The sequence below is a fragment of the Lysinibacillus xylanilyticus genome (assembly GCF_001183605.1).
GTDB classification, from domain to species: domain Bacteria; phylum Bacillota; class Bacilli; order Bacillales_A; family Planococcaceae; genus Lysinibacillus; species Lysinibacillus xylanilyticus.
On record NZ_LFXJ01000013.1, the window covers coordinates 140,820 to 158,345 of the forward strand.

Consider the following 17,526-nt stretch of genomic DNA (forward strand, 5'->3'; position numbering starts at 1 on the left):
TTATATCTCCTTTTCTTAAAATTCCGTATATATAAATGGTCCTGCGTTCATATCATGGAAGCCATGGATGAGAAACAAGAGCACTAAAATGATGAAGTAAAATAACGTAAAGCCTATAAAACGTAAAACCTCATTATTTTTAATGGATTGCATATGTCCACCTCCGATTAAAAATGAAAAAAGATTATAACCTTGTAAATATATAAATAAATAGATATTTTTTCAAGTTTTTTCTAAAAATTAATTTTACACCCTAATAATTTTTAACACTGTTTTGACGGATTGTAGATAAAAATGTTGCTAAATTTCTTGTTATTCATAAAATCATAAGATTAATTTAAGGTAAAATTAAGGTTTAGGAAAACGTAACTAAAATGAAGGGGAAAAATGAACTTTAAAGACTCTGTATTTCACCCCAACTGTATTTTACTAAAATTATAATCACCTTTATTATCGCTGATTTTCCGCTTCATTGGTACTTAAGAAATTCTTAAATTTCGTTATAGGACATTCGAAACATCGATTTTCTCGTTACATTAAGCATAATTAATGAAAGTAAAATCAAAGTAAATTGAACGAAAAATATTGGTATAAATATGGCGAGATGCAGAAGGGGATAACCAAAATAGAAGCTGCAAAAATGTTAAGCAGATGATGAAAGTGGTATCTTTTGAGGACTGTCGCAAAAACAAATTTGAGCAAAAAGAAAAGTGCCACCATCAAGTTAAACATCTCAACTTATGATAGCACCCTTATTTTTATCCCACTTTAACCACCTTAAAATACAGCAAAAGCTTGTGGACAATAATTCTTCGTTAAAGCCCTTATTTGATTACATTTAAAACTTTTTTAGAAACATAAAATTCAGTACCGTTGTAGACATTGATTGTGTCAAAGGTATGTGTTTTTGCTGTCTTGTCTTGTTCGTATATTAAAATGTTCTTATTAACTGGGATTGTAACGGTTACATTATTTTTTTGTGCAATAAATTTAGGGTTTTCTTTATCAGCTAAGTCTATTTTAGATGTGTAGCCTTTTTCAGTGAATGCTTTTGTTGCCGGTATATATAAATCATCTGTAAGCTTATTTAAATCGAAGCCCATAAACTTTGCCATAGCATGTGCTAAATCCGTGTTTTCTACAAGACCTGTAATTTTAGATGGACCGAATGAATATAAAAACACATCATCACCAGTATGCCCACCAGTTGTAAAGCCAATATTAGCACGGTTGGCAAGCATTTTTACCATTTTTTCACCGGGGTCTTTAGCTGATTGTAATGTTGCAAGCTCGTCCACAGATAGATCATCTAATCCATAAAGTGCAGCGACTTCTACAATATTCGATTTATCTTCTTTTAATTGGCTTAGCGCACCTTCAACTGTCATTTTAGCTTTCTTTAGAGGATCGATATAGGCAGAAACAGGTGTGTTGGAATAAGTACTTGTCGTGTTAGCATTACCCATTGTAATCCCACTATTACCGTGGTCTGTAACAGCAATGACCATAGTATTGCCATCTTTTTTTGCAAAATCAATCGCTTCCTTGACTGCAGCATCAAAAGATAAGATATCACTAATCATGCCAATTGTGTCATTCGCATGAGCAGCCCAGTCCACTTTACTGCCTTCTACAAATAAGAAGAAACCATCTTCATCCTTTTTGAGCGTATCAATAGCTTTACTAGTCATCTCAGCAAGAGTTGGCTCAGATGCTTTTGTTTTGGCACGATCAAAATCGTAGGCAAGAGCACTTGGAGCAAAGCTTCCCCAAATTTTTGACGATTTACTTTTAAAGAGCTCATCACGAGTTTTAACGATGTCATAATTTTCTTCCTTAAGAACATCCACTAAATTCTCGCCATCTTTACGAGCATTTTTAGTTGTGCCGGGTGCCATAGACTCAAAGCCACCACCTAATACGATATCAATGTTTTGATAAACTTGCTGCTCAGCGATGTTATCATATTGGCTTCTATTATTAACATGTGCAGAAAAGCCTGCTGGTGTGGCATGCTGAATTTCCGAAGTAGAAATCAATCCAGTCGCCTTGCCCTTTTGTTTAGCCCCTTCTAAAACATTGGCTACAGGTCTAAAAGCATCTTCTTTCGCAATTTGCTTTAACCCTGGTGAATTAATAACAGACGGTAACACACCTACAAATTTATCATTTGATTTATGGCCAGTTGCTAACGCAGTAGCGGCAGGAGCTGAATCAGTAATGGCTGAATCGGCAGAGTATGTACGCACGCCCCCTGATAAAATTTCATCCATCGCTAAACTTTGACCTTTATACCAACGAGAAAGTGTAACGGCATTATTACTACTACCATCCATCACGAGCATAATCACATTTGTTGGCTTCTTTACTTGAGCAGCTTGTACTTGCGGCTGACCGATACTAATCGACGATAAAGCAATTGCACTTGCTAACAACAATGAACTCCATTTTTTTGAGTGTTTCATGTCTTTCCTCCTTAAGGTCAATTCACAAGTAAGTGTAAAGGAAGGTTGTAAAGCTACGATGAATTAATTGTTATGATATTGTGTTGGTATTGTTAAATTTGGTATATATAACCAATGCGTGGGGTTGATTCCGTTCCGACTAGGCGCTTTCCTTCAGGCTCATCTGTGACCTGATACCAAAGGAGTCGCCTGGTCTTCACGAAAACTAAAGACTGAATGTGAAAATAGAATCTGATTTACTATTTATTGGGATGGAAGCATGGGCTATAAATTTTGTGAATGTTTTTCACCGTCAATGGTTTCGTATAATAAAGCCCCTTTATCATTAATGAACAAGTTTAGAACCTCTTCCTCTAATAACACTTCTTCTGAGCCATCGTTAATAAATATTTTTGTTAAAAAGCCGGCATTATCATAATCACTGCAATAAATCGCATCGTCAACAGCCGCCAAGTAATAGCAAGATGTTTCAGTAACTTGTCTGTTTTGTTTTGCTGCTAAATCATAGGCGTATACCATGTTATCGATCATGCTATTATAATAAATAACGTTGCCAACAGTATCTGCGTACCACATATCATGCATAAAATCGTACGCATTACTTGTAGCAGCAAAATAGTTCTCATTTGCCCAAATATGATCTTCACTTAGTTTCTCGTCATTCACTAAAAAATATGCGTAGGAAATAGCATATGGTTCATCAGGATTAACATCATTCCAAGTCGTGTCAACATGATACCAATCACCATTAACATTGACTAAATTCCATGCATGAAGCTGATTATCGCTATAGCCATATACATATTTAGCATCAATACCGGCCGCCAAAAATAAACGATAGGCTAATAATGCATAAGCTTGGCAAACACCAGTTTCTTTACTGATTAATTCATAAACGGATTGTCCCTCAGACGCATCTTCACCTGAATAAGTGGCTAGTTGTACTACAAAGTCATTAACGGCTTTAGCACGATGAAAATCATCCATGTCATTTGTAATAAACGTATTTGCAAATTCCTGCACAAAAGCATCAATTTTCTTTTCCTTCTTGGAGTCAGTTAAATATGTAAAATCAAACTCTACCTCGTAACCATCATTTACTTCCCATACTTCCCAGCCTAAATCTTCGACATATCCTGCTGTGTAAGGATTTACGAAATTAATTATGTTATAAATATCATATAGTTGTTTTTCAAATGTAGCCCAATCTAAATTGCCTCTATACATTACTGTAAAGTTTGGATCAAATGTTGATATATGTTTCTCAACTTTTTTTGAAAATTGAAGCAAAGCAGGATCTTCTTTAAATAATGTCGTTGAAAAAAGATCCTCCGCAGCAAACTCAACTGATGGAGCTTTACTAGTAGGCTCCTTGAGATTCATAGATTCAGGTTCCTCTTGTAATTCAGGCTCATCTTGTACTAATACTTCGACGACCTTGATAGCAGCTGAGCAAGCGCTAAGCATGCTTAGAATAATAAATAAAAAAATCAGCAATATACTCTTTTTCATAATTCCTCCCATTATAATTACATTTTAAATTTATCACTAAAACGTGCGGGTGATTTCTGCGCTTTTCCTGGTGGCGTCCGATGTGCCACTAATCCCCAAGGAGTTGCCCGGTACCCATTCTACCAATTTATATGAATGGCATATGTTTTAAAATTTTAGTGATAAATATATTTTTAACTATTATAGGATAATATGGTAGATGTGTGGTATGCTAATTTAATAGAAAAACTAACTGATAGAGGAAAAATGAGGACGTTTATTAATCTCAGTTTGTCAAGGGAACCTTTTTTTGTTATAATATGATATGTTGTGATGTTCGAAGTTCGGGAGGTGCAGTGAATGCATACAGTAGTATTAGTTTCATTAGTTATCGTATCAATAGCGTTAATCGTTGCAGTATTACTTCAATCTAGTAAAAGTGCAGGCTTGTCAGGTGCCATCTCGGGTGGAGCTGAACAACTATTTGGAAAGCAAAAAGCACGCGGAATGGATTTAATCCTTCACCGTGCAACAATTGTGTTAGCAATATTATTCTTTATTTTAGCACTCGCTATTACAAAAATCTAATAGTTGAAGATATATCGCCTAACCTTTACTGGTTGGGCGTTTTCTTTTATGGTACTAATTATTTGGATGTCAATACATAGTTAGTTCAGTAAAGTGAATACCCGCGCGGAGTAGGGAGATACCCGCGGAAGCGAAGCGAATACTCGCGCGGGGCAGGGAAATACTCGCGAAAGCATGGCGAATACTCGCGGAAGGAAGTCAAATACCCGCGAATCGCAAAATGATGGATAGAATTCTCAAAATCGTGGATAGAACCATCAAAATCGTGGTTAGAATCCCCGAAGTCGTGGATAGAAGAACCAAAATGATGGATAGAATTCTCAAAATCGTGGATAGAATTCTCAAAGTCGTGGATAGAAGAGCCAAAATCGTGGATAGAATTCCCGAAGTCGTGGATAGAAGAGCCAAAATGATGGATAGAAGAGCCAAAATCGTGGATAGAAGAGCCAAAATCGTGGATAGAATCCCCGAAGTCGTGGATAGAACCATCAAAATCGTGGATAGAAGAACCAAAATGATGGATAGAATCCCCAAAGCGACGGATAGTATCCTCAAAATTCCAGAAAGACCATCAAAATGCTAAAAAGACCCTTCAAATTAACCAATAAAACCTCATAAAAAAAGTAACAATCGCCAAAGCTTTTGAGGAAGCTTCAGTATGGCTATAATGGTAATAGTATGTATTTGAATGAAGGAGAGCTCGCAATGAAAAAATCGTTATCACAGCCTTTTTTCTTTCAGGCAGGGCCTAGAGCAGTTTTGTTATTGCATGGGTTTACGGGAAGCTCGGCGGATGTGCGGATGCTTGGTAGATTTTTAGAGAAAAAAGGGTATACTACATTAGCACCTCATTATAAAGGTCACGGTGTGGAACCTGAGGAACTTATTACAACTGGTCCTGCTGATTGGTGGCAGGATGTCGTAGCCGCGTATAAACAGCTGCAGGATGCGGGCTATGAGGAAATCGTTGTTGCTGGCTTGTCATTGGGTGGTGTGATGGCTTTGAACGTTGCGCTTAATAACCCAGTTAAAGGTATTGTGACAATGTGTTCCCCAATGACGATGCGTACAACTGATGTTATGTTTCAAGGTGTACTAAAATATGCAAGGGACTATAAAAAGTTCCAAGGTAAAGACGAGGAACAAATCGATGCTGAGGTTGCATTAATTGCTGAAAAGGGCATGCCATCTCTCCAAGATTTGCGAGAATTTATTGCTCGGACTCGTCAAGAAATTGACATGATTTATGCACCAATTTTTGTCGTACAGGCGACAAATGATGAGGTAATTGAGACAGAATCTGCCAACATTATATATAATCAAACTGAGTCACTTGAAAAACATATCAAGTGGTATGAAAACTCAAAACATGTTATTACGTTAGATCAAGAAAAAGATCAGTTACATGAAGATATTTATCGCTTTTTAGAAAGCTTAAATTGGGCACAATAAAAATATAATTAGTATTTTCTCATGAAGGAGGGAAATTATGAAAGACCAGAAAGATACACTACAAAGTCGTTTACTCGATTTTTTCAGTGAAGAAGAATATAAACCATTAACCGTTGGCGAAATCGAGGATGTATTTGGTTTTAAAGATGCTGACGAATTTAAAGAATTAGTGAAAACGTTAGTACGTATGGAGGGGCAAGGCTTACTTGTGCGTTCTCGCTCCAATCGTTATGGCCTACCAGAGCGCATGAATTTACTTCGAGGCAAATTTATCGGGCACGCGAAAGGCTTTGGCTTTGTGGCACCTGATATTGAGGGAATGGATGATGTTTTCATTCCACCGCATGAAGTAAATGGTGCAATTAACGGCGATATAGTTTTAATACGTGTGTTAAAGGAATCGTTCGGTGATCGTCGTGAAGGTACGGTGACAAAGGTAGTAGAGCGTGGACAAACGAGTTTTGTTGGAACGTTCCAAGCAAATCGAGGCTTTGGCTTTGTTGTTTTAGATGATAAAAAACTACCGATGGACATTTTCATTGCTAAGGGAGATACGTTAGGAGCTGTTGACGGACACAAGGTTGTCGTTGAGATTGCTACTTGGCCAGAAGATTTAAAATCAGCAACAGGCTATATTACTAAAATTTTAGGACACAAAAATGATCCAGGTGTGGACATTTTATCTATTTTATATAAGCACGATATTCCACCTGAATTCCCAGAAGAAGTGGTTGCTGCTGCGCAACGTGTGCCAGATGAAATTACAGAGGCAGATTTAGAGGGCCGCCGTGATTTACGCCACGAAACGATTGTGACAATCGATGGAGCAGACGCGAAGGACTTGGATGATGCTGTAACCGTAACGAAAAATGTAGACGGTACTTATAAACTTGGCGTACATATTGCAGATGTTAGTTATTATGTAACACAAGGCTCTGTAATAGATATTGAAGCTTATGATCGTGCGACGAGTGTATATTTAACAGACCGCGTTATTCCAATGATTCCTCATAGATTATCGAATGGTATCTGTTCATTAAATCCACAGGTTGATCGACTAGTACTGTCTTGTGAAATGATTATTGATGCAAATGGTAATGTGATTTCACATGAAATTTTCCAAAGTGTCATTAAAACAACTGAGCGTATGACATATAGAGACGTTTACAAAATTTTAGAGGAGCAGGACGCAGAGCTAATTGCCCGCTATGAGCCACTAGTACCAATGTTTAAACATATGGCTGAGCTATCTAACATTTTACGTACTAAACGTGCAATGCGTGGTGCAATTGACTTTGACTTTAAAGAATCTAAAGTGATCGTGGACGAAGATGGTTGGCCAGTAGATATTGAAATACGTGAACGTACAGTAGCTGAAAAGTTAATTGAAGATTTCATGCTAGCTGCCAATGAAACAGTAGCAGAGCATTTCCACTGGATGAATGTACCGTTCCTTTACCGTATTCACGAGGATCCAAAGCCAGAAAAGCTACAACGCTTCTTTGAATTTGTCACGAATTTCGGTATTTTAATCAAAGGTACAGGAAACACAGTGCACCCTAAAGCGCTACAGGATGTATTAAAGGCCATTGAAGGCATGCCAGAGGAGCCTGTTATTTCAACAATGCTTCTACGCTCAATGCAACAGGCAAAATATTACCCTGAAAGCTTAGGTCACTTTGGTTTATCAACTGATTTCTATACACACTTTACGTCACCAATTCGACGTTATCCAGACTTAATCGTCCATCGTTTAATTCGTACGTATTTAATTAATAAAGATACATCAAAAGAAACAGTTGCACAGTGGAGTATGGCGATGGATGAAATCGCTGACCATACGTCAGAACGTGAACGCCGAGCTGTCGATGCAGAGCGTGACACGGACGCACTGAAAAAAGCACAATATATGTCCGATAAAATTGGTGAAGAGTTTGAAGGTATCGTCTCATCAATTACAAACTTCGGGATTTTCGTGGAGCTGCCAAACACGATTGAAGGACTTGTCCATATTAGCAATATGACAGATGACTACTACCGCTTTGATGATCGTCAAATGATTATGATTGGTGAACGTACAAATCGTCAATTCCGTATTGGTGATGAAGTTACAGTTCGTGTAGCAAATGTTATTATTGAGGAGTCATCAATTGACTTTGAAATCGTCGGAATGGTAACGTCTTATGGACGAACTCGAAAAGCAGCACCTACTGTTATTCACGCACGCAAAAATTACAGCGACAACAAAGATGGTCGTAATGGCCGCAAAGGTGGTCGCAACGAGGAAGCGCGAGGCGGACGTGGCAGTCGCGGTGGTCGCAACGAAGAAGAACGAGGCGGACGTGGCAGTCGCAGTGGTCGCAACGAGGAAGTGCGAGGCGGAAGTGTCAGTCGTGGTGGTCGCAACGAAGAAGAGCGAGGCGGACGTGGCAGTCGCAGTGGCCGCAATGAAGAAGGTCGAAGCGGACAAGGAGAGCGACGTGAAAACGACCGTGATCCACGAGGACGCCGCAAAGAAGGCTCAAGCCCAGGCCCTAAAAAAGGCGTGAAGCAAAAGCAAAAGTTCTACGAGGGCGTCGCTAAGAAAAACAAAAAGAAAAAACCAAAACGTAAATAATAGAAAGGCGAAAGCACCAACAAGCGCTTTAAGGGTGCTTTCGCTTAATCAATAATAAAGCAGGTATCCCTGCTATCCTTTAAGTAGAGGGTGAGTAATATGGCAAAAGGTACTGGCAAAGTATTAGCACAAAACAAAAAAGCCGGGCACGACTACTTCATTGAAGAAACAATCGAAGCGGGCATGGTGCTAACAGGCACAGAAATTAAATCCATCCGTGCAGGAAGGGTTCAACTAAAAGAATCCTATGTACAAATCCGCAGCGGCGAAGCATGGATCAACAATATGCATGTTAGCTCATTCGAACAAGGCAACCGCTTTAACCATGACCCACTGCGCGCCCGCAAGCTACTGCTTCATAAAAAGCAAATCGGCGAGCTAGTCGGTGCCGTAAAACGTGACGGCTACACAATCGTCCCATTAAAAATGTACATTAAAGATGGCTACGCCAAACTCTTAATCGGCGTCGGCAAAGGTAAAAAAGATTACGACAAACGTAACGATATGCGCAAAAAAGAAGCAAAACGCGACATGGAACGCGCCTTCAAAGCAAAAAATCAAGATTAATAGATTATTAAAAAGCTCACTATTTTTGATGGTGAGCTTTTATATTTGGACGGATAGAATAGCTAAAGTGGTGGAGTGCTTTCTGCAAGCACAAAGCCGATCCCGGACGTAACTATGACGAGGCATAATTGATGATTATGAAATAAGAAAATCATTGTGGGCTAGCCAATTTTTTCTATCATAGCGGGACACTTGAACTATAGCTAAATTTGTTTTATAATATGTATTACTGAATGCCAGATTACTTGGAAGCGTACTTTTAGCTCCCACCGTACTAGAAGAAATTCTAGCTCCTTTACTTGAACGAGGCCACGTGCTTCGATTCATATTCAAGGGGACGTTACGGATTCGACAGGGATGGTTCAAGCTTTAGTCGCGCGTCGGAGGTCTCGGCTCCGTCATCAACGGAAGTTATATAATAACTGGCAAACAACAAAACTTAGCTTTCGCAGCGTAAGCTCTTAAGCGCTCTGCCTCTCTATCGCCCATGTAGAGAACGTAGGGCCCAACTTTAGTGGGATACGGTCGGTGGTGCCATCTGAGTCACCGGCAAGAGATTTCCAGATTAGCGTACAGGACGCCTGTTTGTCGGCATAATGTTACGTGAATTGTAAATAGGCAAACTACACGCGTAGAAGCTGAAGTATTGGAGTTTCTGGACGCGGGTTCGACTCCCGCCGTCTCCATACAAAAATGGCTACAAACGTAGTCATATCAACGATTTTCACGATTAGGGATATTGAACGGGAGTTGAACTCTTGTTGAATATCCCTTTTCTTATCCCTACGGAAAAATGACATATTTTAGCTTATTCTTAGACCTTCTAATCAAATTGATTGGGAGGTTTTTTGTTTGTCTAACAGAAAAAGAAAGCATGGTATTTTTGCTGTTTCTAATGAAGCAGTAGAGATGATTCAGGCGGAGGAAGTGCAACAGCAGAAAGTGACAAGTAAACCAATAGCAGAAGCATTAGAAACAATTTTTAATCAAATGAGGGTAGCTGGGAATAGACCACGTACAATTGAGAGTTATTCCTATATCTTTAATCAGTTTGTGGAGATGAATAACATTGAGTATGTAGAGGAAATCAACATTGATAGTATTTACAATTACTTAGGTTCACTTGATGTAAGCCAACGTACTAAGTTGATTCGCTTGAAATCAACAAAAGCCGTATTAAGCAAATTCCATAATAATGGTTGGATAAAAGAACGATTTTGGAGCAACATTCAGATTAAGATTGATAAAGAGGTCAAAAAGGGTGCGAAGGATTCTGATATAGACCGCTTACTACAATTGATTGATAAGACCACGTTCATTGGCTTTAGGGACGCTTGTGCGGTCACATTAATGTATAAGACAGGTATTCGTATTCGCACGTTAGGTGAACTTAGAGAGCGTCATATTGATTTTGAGAATCTATGCTTGAGTCTTGATGGCTCTACTTTAAAAAATCATAAGTTCCTCAAATTGCCTATTACTCAGGAGCTTGCGGATATGTTACAAATGCTGTTGAAACTAAATAAGGGTATTCGAGAATATTATGGTACGGATAACAGTCATGTGTTTATTACTCAAAATGGTTTACCGATGAACTCAAGTAAATCATCTAACAACGCTATCTCGAAGCAATTGTGTAAATACTCAAAGCGATTTAGATTAAAAAACATTAATGCTCATGCTATTAGGAGAGCCTATGCAAAGAATCTCTATGACAATGGAGCTAGCGTTGCATTAATATCAAAGGCTCTTGGACACAGCTCACTTGATGTAACCACATACTACTTAGATTTAGATGTTGAGGAAGTTGCGAAAGATTTGAGGGAGTATCTATAAATTAAAATAACTGTCTATGTCTTAGAATTAGTTTGTCTCTGAGATGTAGGCATTTTTTATTGAAATCAAACGACAGTTCCCTTATTATCTAATATTTTATAAATAACAAATTTGAATATCATTAATTTGTAAGTGAGTCTTTTTAACTATTAAAAAGTATAAGTGTTCTCTATACTTAGTCTTAAAGTATTATATTTTTGTTGATTTTTTGATATTCTTGTATTAATATTAGTTTTATAATATTGAATTGGAAGTTCTTCCATCACTTAATTTGTAAAATAATAATAATGTTATGGAGGTGAAAATAAATGACTGAAGAGTTCTATAAGATCCGAAAAAGTTGGTTTACTGATTTAGTAATTCGAAAGTTTCAAGCTTATGCAATTGTAGATATTGAAAATAAAATACAACAATTATTGCTTGCAGACATAAGAGATGAATTATTCGATGAAAAAATTTCTGAATTGATGAATGAACGTGCTTATTACGAGAAAGCTTCGAAAGCTCAATTATTAGATGATCTATTGAAGTCGACTAAAGAACGCTTTCATGAAGAAGAGATGAGCTACGCAAAAACTGTCTTTGATCTGATGTTATCAAAGCGTAAATTTAGTTCCTACCATAAAACACTATAGTTAAATGTAGTGAACAATAAGATATTTCAAATATAAAACCTACTAATTATATTTTTTTAGTAGGTTAAAAGTGAGGGAATTGTATGGAGAAAATTATTGATGTAAATTCAGCAGAACAGACTGCGGATGAAATGGAGTTTTTGGAACTTCAAAAGATGTTAATAGACGATGGATTGACGAAAGCTTATCGTCACCGTTTAGTAAATAAATTTAAGGAATTGATTTTTTGCTATTGGGATAATTCCGATAACTTTGATGAAGTTGTTGTACTTATGAAAGAAGTAATTAAAGTAATGGAGGCAACTGAAGAAGAGATTTTATTTATGTATTTTAAAGATGAATCTATTGAAGATGCTGAGATGGAAGAAGATCATTTAAATGAAGTAACGTTAGAACTTCCGTAAATATAAGGCATTAATGCAACATTCAATTAAAGTAAATTGGAGAGTAAAATCTCCATTTTACTTTAATAAAATACAACTTAGAAAAGAGAGATTTACATGGGAAATATCGCAGGAAATCACCGATTAAAAGGAATTATTATTAAGCATCATTCAAAGAAGGTTCAGGATTATTATAATTCTGTAACTTTGGAGAGCAAAAAGGATAACCGAAGTAATGCAATTAAATTATATGAAATCGGTGCTTGTGAGTTTGAAGATTTACCAATGGTTGAAGCAACTATCGGTAGAATATTTGGAGAATTTAAGAGAGCTGGTACTGGAGCATATAAAGATGTTGAGGTGCTTTACCAAAATGTAATTGAAGCAGCATTTGCTTATTTTGTAGATAATCACGATCACTTTTATGTCCGAACAAAATTAGCATTTGCAGATGGTATTGATAAATATGAACTACATCGTAGAGAACAACATTATACATCTAGTAGTGTATTTTGGTTGCTACATTTAGCGCATGATGATGTTCATAAACCGTATTATGTAGTTCAAATCCACAATGCCAATGGGGGCTATATAGAAAGAGAAGAATTTAGGAATAAGGATGTCCTTCGTCAAACTTATGGATTAACTAAACAACAATTTGAGGAAGCACTTGAATCGGGAATATTTATTTTTGATGGAAATGTAGCAAACTTGAAGATCGTTACATCAGCAATCGAAGCATCTTTTATAGAACATTTAAAAATTGAGCAACGCTTTCTAGCTTCTCAGATAAGATTCTTAAAACAAGCAGTTGATGAAGATAAGAAATCTTCAATATTAGAATCAATTATTTCTATTTTGGAAGATATTGATTCATATACAAGACTACTGGGGGAAGACAAAGCTTACAATGAAAAAGTGAAGCAACTCAAAGGGAAGTCTGCAATTGAGCTCTGGAATAAAAAGGCTGAGGAGCTTAGGGCTAGCCACTATGCTACTAAAGATAAGTAGAAACCTAAATATTAATTACTGAATTTTCTGAATAAATTAAGGGTTATTTTTTGCTAAAGGGCTATTCATTTAGCCCTCGAATCCTTAATAAAATGGAGGTTACAACATGAATGTTACAGAATGTATTCAACAAGAATACTTAGAATGGCAAAGAGGAGACATTATCACCATTTCCGCTGGTACAGGAAATGGGAAAAGCCATTTCGTAAAAAATAAACTTTATGACCATGCAAAAAGCAAAGGCAAGCGAATTTTGTTCTTTCTTCATCGAACCAATACATTAGAACAATTTGAAGCTGAGATTGCTGCTGAAGGGAAAAATGATGTAATTGAATTAATCACATATCAGAGCTTTGAGAAGGCAATCATCCGTCAAAATCAGCTTGATCTTTGGTTGTATGAATTTATTATTTGTGATGAATATCATTATTTTGGTAATGATTCTTTATTCAATAAATACACTGACTTATCACTCAATGAAATTATTGAAGAAACAGATGAACGAGTTGTAGTGCTAATGAGTGCTACAAATGAGTTTATTAAAGAATATTTGCATAATCGTAAATCGATTACTCCAAAAGAATATGTTTTGCCAGCTAACTATGATTATGTTAAAACATTGGAGTTTTATGAAGATGATCAGCTCATCATTGATGGATTAAAAAAACGAGTAGAGAATGGAGAAAAAGCTCTAATCTTTATTGAATCAGCTAATGATTGCTATGAGCTTTATAAGCAGTTTGAGGAGCATAGTATGTTTATATGCGGTAAAAGTCATAGTAAATATAAGTATGTAGATGAAGAGAAAAGGGAGCAATTTTTAAAGAACCAACGCTTTGATGACCTATTCTTATTCACAACACAAACACTTGATGCAGGAGTAAATATTATTGATGATGACTTGCACTTTATTATAGTAGATATAGCTGATCCTGATGTGTTGGTTCAGTGTGTGGGAAGAAAGCGAATAAGAGATGCAGAAGCTGATTATGTGCATTTAGTGGTGAAGAATCGTTCGAATGGGCGATTAGGTTATGATAAAGGGAACATAACCACTCGTATGAAACACGCCAAGTTTCTTGAAGAACATACCCAAGAAGAATATGATCGAGAGTTTTATCGTGAACCTGATCCTTATCAGTTAGTTTATTACGAACCACTCCCCAACGGACTTTATAAAATTGGTGTAAATCAACTTCTTTTTGATAGCAATAAGTATAAATATAAGAGACTTAATGATATTCAAGAAATGGCTGGCGGGTATCGTCAATTTATTGTTGAGATATTTGGGAAAGAAGGAAGCATTTCAATGGATGCTTATTTGGAACCACAAACACGTTTAGCTTTAGAAGAGGGATTTACTGAAAGATTAATTTTTTATAGCAATGAGGAGAAACAGGCATTTGCTGAAAAATTAAATCTGAAAGTAAATGGTCGCATTATAAAGAGCTTTAGGAAGATAAATGAGCAGCTAACCAAGAAAGAAGCTTCTTATCGTGTTTATCAACATGACGCTAAAAAGGATGGAAAACGATATAAAACAGCATGGAGAATCATTCAAATGCCAAAATGAGAGTGGTTAAAAATGTTGTGTGTAATTATATATAGGGACACCAAATTTGACCAAGAGAAAAAAATATGCGCTCGTCGAGGGGTTTGGGGACGGACGAAAAGCGTGTTTTTCGAATTGAATTTATCGGGAGCGAAGCGGGAGATAAAACAATTCAAAAACCGCAGCGTCCCCAAGATGTGATTTTCTAATGAAGGATAAAAATGATGAGAGTATTATTATATAGAGACACCAAATTTGACCACATGTGCATCATTCATGTGGTCTTGTTATATTTTAACGAGACGATAGGGTTTGAAAAATAAAAATATGGATTTATTTTGTGTAAAATAAGGTAAAATAATAGTTATATGAAAAGTAAAAAGAAGAGGTGTGCTTAATGACATTAGATGAACAATTACAGGAGCAAAAAAGGAGAGTAGATTTTAATTCCTATGACATCTCTGTTAAGGAACTAATAAGTATGTTTGAAAGTGGTATCATTGATATTGCTCCTGAGTATCAAAGGCAATTTAGATGGGAAGAAGACAGACAATCTTCACTGATCGAATCTATTTTCTTAGGAATCCCTATCCCAAATTTATTTATGGCTACGAATGCAGACGGGACGTGGGAATTAATAGATGGAGTTCAGAGGTTAAGTACAATTATACATTTTGCTGGTTCTGAAGAAGTTTTAGGTAAAATAAATTTAAAAGAAAATCTTATTCTTGATAATTTAGAAAAGATTACAGAATTGAATCGTAAAAAATTCTCCGAATTATCTAAAAATCATCAATATAGCTTTTTATTAAATAGTCCTTTAAAGGTTATAACATTAAGTGATAAAAGTGATGTTGATGTAAGGTTTGACTTATTTGAAAGGTTAAATACAGGTGGAGTTAAGCTTTCAGATCAAGAAATAAGAAGTTGTATTTTCAGAGGGAATTTTAACAATTTTATAAAAGAGTTAGCAAAAAATGAATATTTCGCAAAAGTGGTAAAATTGACAAAAAAACAAGAAAATGATGGAACAAAAGAAGAATTAGTTTTACGTTTCTTTGCGTATTTAAATGACTATCAAAATTTTGACCATAGCGTGATTAAATTTTTAAATAATTATATGAAACAGGCTAGTGAGAATTTCAACTATGAAGAGGGTACAAAAATATTCGAATATGTTTTCAAATCACTGTTTGAAAAATTAGAAAATGGTATTGTAAGAGGCACTAGAAATTTGACACCATTAAATTTATATGAGGCTATTTCTGTTGGAGCAGCATTAGCTTATTTAAATACTGGAAAATTAAATTTAAGCGATATTAATGGTTGGATGAATAGTGAACAAATGCAATCTATAACTTCTGGAGCAACTAATTCGAAAAGCCGAGTTCGTGAAAGAATACATTTTGCTAAGGAGAATTTTGAGAAAGAATGTTAACTTCTATTTCAAGAGAATTAGATTTGAGGATTTTAGAAGTAAAAAAAATGATAGAGGCTTTAGAAAGAAATTCGGCAATTAGGGAAATTAACGAAGTTGAAAATGCTAATAAAGGATTAATGATTGTAAACATTTATTCTATATTGGAATATACAGTAGTCAGCTGTGTTACAAACACTCTTAATATTATTAATGATGAGGAAATTACTTTTAGAGAAAGTGCAGACATTTTTAAAGGTATAGCTATACAAAATAAGCTTCAAGCCTATTCGGATTCAGGAATAGCAAAAAAGTGGGATAAGACATGGGAAATTACAGAAATATGGGATTCTGAACAAATAGTTGAGATAAATAACTCTTTATTACCAGCGGATGGATCGAATATAAAGACTAAGCAATTAAAAAGTATTTTCAAGAGTTTCGGAATAGAGATCAATCCTTCAAATTCTTTAGATATACATACAATTCTTGTAGCGGAAATTACAGAAGGACGAAATGCTATTTCGCATGGTAGAACAAGAGCCAGTGAAATAGGGAGAAGATATACTTTTGCTGATTTGGTAAAAAAAGTAAATGAAATCAATATTTTGTTGAATTTTATAATGAGCTCTTTTTCGTATTATTTGGAAAATAAAAAGTATTTAAAGAACTGAGTTTTATACGGAATTATTATTAAAAGGGTTTATTTAAATTATTATTTAATTACTTTATTGAATATTTTGGATATATAACTCTACTTAATCTAAAAAAGAAATTGAAATTTAATTTGTTTATAAAACCATCGTTTAATAGACAAATTGAAGACGGAGCATAAATTAACGTTTATGCTTCATTTTTTTGTTGTTATTGTCTATAAACTCGTCTATTATTTGAAGTATATAAAACGTATAAGTAAATAGAATAGAGGGGGATTATGGGGAGAGTTATTGGCTATTGTCGTGTAAGTACAGAAGAGCAAAATTTAGATATGCAAGAGCAAGCTATTGAACGCTATGCTAAAGAAAAAGGATTAGAACTTATTTTGTATGTGGAGAAAATTTCAAGTCGTAAAGAAAAGCGTATTGAGCTTGAACATGCGATAAAAGCAGCAACAAATGGCGATTTGTTTGTTGTATATAAATTAGATCGATTAGCTAGAAGTACAAAAGAACTTTATACGCTAACAGATCGATTGAAAGAAAAGGGAGTTGAATTTGCTTCAATTCACGATGCATTTGATACAACCACTCCTACAGGTAAAGCAATGTTCGGTATGTTAGCTGTATTTGCTGAGTTTGAACGAGACATTATTCAACAAAGAACAAAAGCAGGGTTAGAAGCTGCGAAGAAGCGAGGACGTATTGGTGGACGACCAGCTATTGATGATAAGGTGAAGAGGCGTGTTCGAACACTGTTTGAATCAGGAGAGAGTGCGAATGATATCGCAAAGGAATATGGGATTGGGAGAGCAACTGTCTATAAAATAATTAATGAGTCTTAAACTAAAAATCC

Annotated in this window: 16 protein-coding genes and 1 other RNA gene; 14 read left to right on the plus strand and 3 right to left on the minus strand. The window is 35.8% G+C overall.

The window, feature by feature from the left end; genetic code table 11:
* Window positions 1-15: 15 nt before the first annotated feature.
* The 3 genes from ACZ11_RS23715 to ACZ11_RS23725 form a co-directional block, all read right to left on the minus strand.
* On the minus strand, window positions 16-153 hold the full coding sequence (locus tag ACZ11_RS23715) for a teichoic acid D-Ala incorporation-associated protein DltX (RefSeq protein WP_049669007.1): 138 nt from the start codon (window positions 151-153) through the stop codon (window positions 16-18).
* A gap of 671 nt (window positions 154-824) precedes the next feature.
* The gene (locus ACZ11_RS23720) at window positions 825-2,465 is read right to left on the minus strand and encodes an alkaline phosphatase (protein WP_049669008.1); all 1,641 of its coding nucleotides are present in this window, start codon (window positions 2,463-2,465) and stop codon (window positions 825-827) included.
* A 264-nt stretch (window positions 2,466-2,729) separates the two neighbouring features.
* Window positions 2,730-3,977: a transglutaminase domain-containing protein gene (locus ACZ11_RS23725; RefSeq protein ID WP_134008486.1), complete on the minus strand. Its 1,248-nt coding sequence runs from the start codon at window positions 3,975-3,977 to the stop codon at window positions 2,730-2,732.
* A gap of 339 nt (window positions 3,978-4,316) precedes the next feature.
* On the opposite strand from ACZ11_RS23725, the gene secG reads away from it, so the two are divergent.
* The 14 genes from secG (at window position 4,317) to ACZ11_RS23790 (ending at window position 17,515) form a co-directional block, all read left to right on the plus strand.
* Window positions 4,317-4,544 carry a preprotein translocase subunit SecG gene (gene secG / locus ACZ11_RS23730; protein ID WP_049669009.1) on the plus strand — a complete coding sequence of 76 codons (228 nt, stop codon included), beginning with the start codon at window positions 4,317-4,319 and terminating at the stop codon, window positions 4,542-4,544.
* Window positions 4,545-4,848: 304 nt separating this feature from the next.
* The gene (locus ACZ11_RS23735; RefSeq protein WP_134008489.1) at window positions 4,849-5,127 is read left to right on the plus strand and encodes a hypothetical protein; all 279 of its coding nucleotides are present in this window, start codon (window positions 4,849-4,851) and stop codon (window positions 5,125-5,127) included.
* A 122-nt stretch (window positions 5,128-5,249) separates the two neighbouring features.
* Window positions 5,250-5,996: an alpha/beta hydrolase gene (locus ACZ11_RS23740; protein WP_049669011.1), complete on the plus strand. Its 747-nt coding sequence runs from the start codon at window positions 5,250-5,252 to the stop codon at window positions 5,994-5,996.
* 37 nt (window positions 5,997-6,033) lie between these two features.
* On the plus strand, window positions 6,034-8,613 hold the full coding sequence (gene rnr / locus ACZ11_RS23745) for a ribonuclease R (protein ID WP_049669012.1): 2,580 nt from the start codon (window positions 6,034-6,036) through the stop codon (window positions 8,611-8,613).
* 99 nt (window positions 8,614-8,712) lie between these two features.
* Complete coding sequence (gene smpB / locus ACZ11_RS23750; RefSeq protein WP_049669013.1) at window positions 8,713-9,180, plus strand: SsrA-binding protein SmpB; 468 nt, start codon at window positions 8,713-8,715, stop codon at window positions 9,178-9,180.
* A gap of 333 nt (window positions 9,181-9,513) precedes the next feature.
* Window positions 9,514-9,869: a transfer-messenger RNA gene (gene ssrA / locus ACZ11_RS25415) on the plus strand.
* 163 nt (window positions 9,870-10,032) lie between these two features.
* Window positions 10,033-11,016 (plus strand): tyrosine-type recombinase/integrase, encoded by a 984-nt coding sequence (locus ACZ11_RS23755; protein ID WP_082172879.1) that lies wholly within the window; start codon window positions 10,033-10,035, stop codon window positions 11,014-11,016.
* A 308-nt stretch (window positions 11,017-11,324) separates the two neighbouring features.
* The gene (locus ACZ11_RS23760; protein ID WP_049669014.1) at window positions 11,325-11,651 is read left to right on the plus strand and encodes a hypothetical protein; all 327 of its coding nucleotides are present in this window, start codon (window positions 11,325-11,327) and stop codon (window positions 11,649-11,651) included.
* Between the two features lie 83 nt (window positions 11,652-11,734).
* Entirely contained in the window at window positions 11,735-12,055 is a 321-nt protein-coding gene (locus tag ACZ11_RS23765; RefSeq protein ID WP_049669015.1) for a hypothetical protein, read from the plus strand.
* Between the two features lie 96 nt (window positions 12,056-12,151).
* On the plus strand, window positions 12,152-13,045 hold the full coding sequence (locus ACZ11_RS23770) for a hypothetical protein (protein WP_049669016.1): 894 nt from the start codon (window positions 12,152-12,154) through the stop codon (window positions 13,043-13,045).
* 106 nt (window positions 13,046-13,151) lie between these two features.
* The gene (locus ACZ11_RS23775) at window positions 13,152-14,618 is read left to right on the plus strand and encodes a DEAD/DEAH box helicase family protein (RefSeq protein ID WP_049669017.1); all 1,467 of its coding nucleotides are present in this window, start codon (window positions 13,152-13,154) and stop codon (window positions 14,616-14,618) included.
* A 376-nt stretch (window positions 14,619-14,994) separates the two neighbouring features.
* The gene (locus ACZ11_RS23780) at window positions 14,995-16,035 is read left to right on the plus strand and encodes a DUF262 domain-containing protein (protein WP_049669018.1); all 1,041 of its coding nucleotides are present in this window, start codon (window positions 14,995-14,997) and stop codon (window positions 16,033-16,035) included.
* Window positions 16,029-16,688 carry an MAE_28990/MAE_18760 family HEPN-like nuclease gene (locus ACZ11_RS23785; protein ID WP_049669019.1) on the plus strand — a complete coding sequence of 220 codons (660 nt, stop codon included), beginning with the start codon at window positions 16,029-16,031 and terminating at the stop codon, window positions 16,686-16,688. Before ACZ11_RS23780 ends, ACZ11_RS23785 begins: the two co-directional genes overlap by 7 nt.
* A gap of 260 nt (window positions 16,689-16,948) precedes the next feature.
* A complete protein-coding gene (locus ACZ11_RS23790) occupies window positions 16,949-17,515 on the plus strand; it encodes a recombinase family protein (protein ID WP_049669020.1) in 567 nt (188 codons plus the stop codon).
* Window positions 17,516-17,526 lie beyond the last annotated feature (11 nt).

What these genes read in the sequence shown, in the direction of transcription:
- smpB (WP_049669013.1), top strand. Translation starts at nt 8,713, where the DNA reads ATGGCAAAAGGTACTGGCAAAGTATTAGCACAAAACAAAAAAGCCGGG.
- ACZ11_RS23765 (WP_049669015.1), top strand. Translation starts at nt 11,735, where the DNA reads ATGGAGAAAATTATTGATGTAAATTCAGCAGAACAGACTGCGGATGAA.
- ACZ11_RS23735 (WP_134008489.1), top strand. Translation starts at nt 4,849, where the DNA reads ATGATGGATAGAATTCTCAAAATCGTGGATAGAATTCTCAAAGTCGTG.
- ACZ11_RS23785 (WP_049669019.1), top strand. Translation starts at nt 16,029, where the DNA reads ATGTTAACTTCTATTTCAAGAGAATTAGATTTGAGGATTTTAGAAGTA.
- rnr (WP_049669012.1), top strand. Translation starts at nt 6,034, where the DNA reads ATGAAAGACCAGAAAGATACACTACAAAGTCGTTTACTCGATTTTTTC.
- ACZ11_RS23740 (WP_049669011.1), top strand. Translation starts at nt 5,250, where the DNA reads ATGAAAAAATCGTTATCACAGCCTTTTTTCTTTCAGGCAGGGCCTAGA.
- secG (WP_049669009.1), top strand. Translation starts at nt 4,317, where the DNA reads ATGCATACAGTAGTATTAGTTTCATTAGTTATCGTATCAATAGCGTTA.
- ACZ11_RS23720 (WP_049669008.1), bottom strand. Translation starts at nt 2,465, where the DNA reads ATGAAACACTCAAAAAAATGGAGTTCATTGTTGTTAGCAAGTGCAATT.
- ACZ11_RS23780 (WP_049669018.1), top strand. Translation starts at nt 14,995, where the DNA reads ATGACATTAGATGAACAATTACAGGAGCAAAAAAGGAGAGTAGATTTT.
- ACZ11_RS23760 (WP_049669014.1), top strand. Translation starts at nt 11,325, where the DNA reads ATGACTGAAGAGTTCTATAAGATCCGAAAAAGTTGGTTTACTGATTTA.
- ACZ11_RS23775 (WP_049669017.1), top strand. Translation starts at nt 13,152, where the DNA reads ATGAATGTTACAGAATGTATTCAACAAGAATACTTAGAATGGCAAAGA.
- ACZ11_RS23770 (WP_049669016.1), top strand. Translation starts at nt 12,152, where the DNA reads ATGGGAAATATCGCAGGAAATCACCGATTAAAAGGAATTATTATTAAG.
- ACZ11_RS23790 (WP_049669020.1), top strand. Translation starts at nt 16,949, where the DNA reads ATGGGGAGAGTTATTGGCTATTGTCGTGTAAGTACAGAAGAGCAAAAT.
- ACZ11_RS23725 (WP_134008486.1), bottom strand. Translation starts at nt 3,977, where the DNA reads ATGAAAAAGAGTATATTGCTGATTTTTTTATTTATTATTCTAAGCATG.
- ACZ11_RS23715 (WP_049669007.1), bottom strand. Translation starts at nt 153, where the DNA reads ATGCAATCCATTAAAAATAATGAGGTTTTACGTTTTATAGGCTTTACG.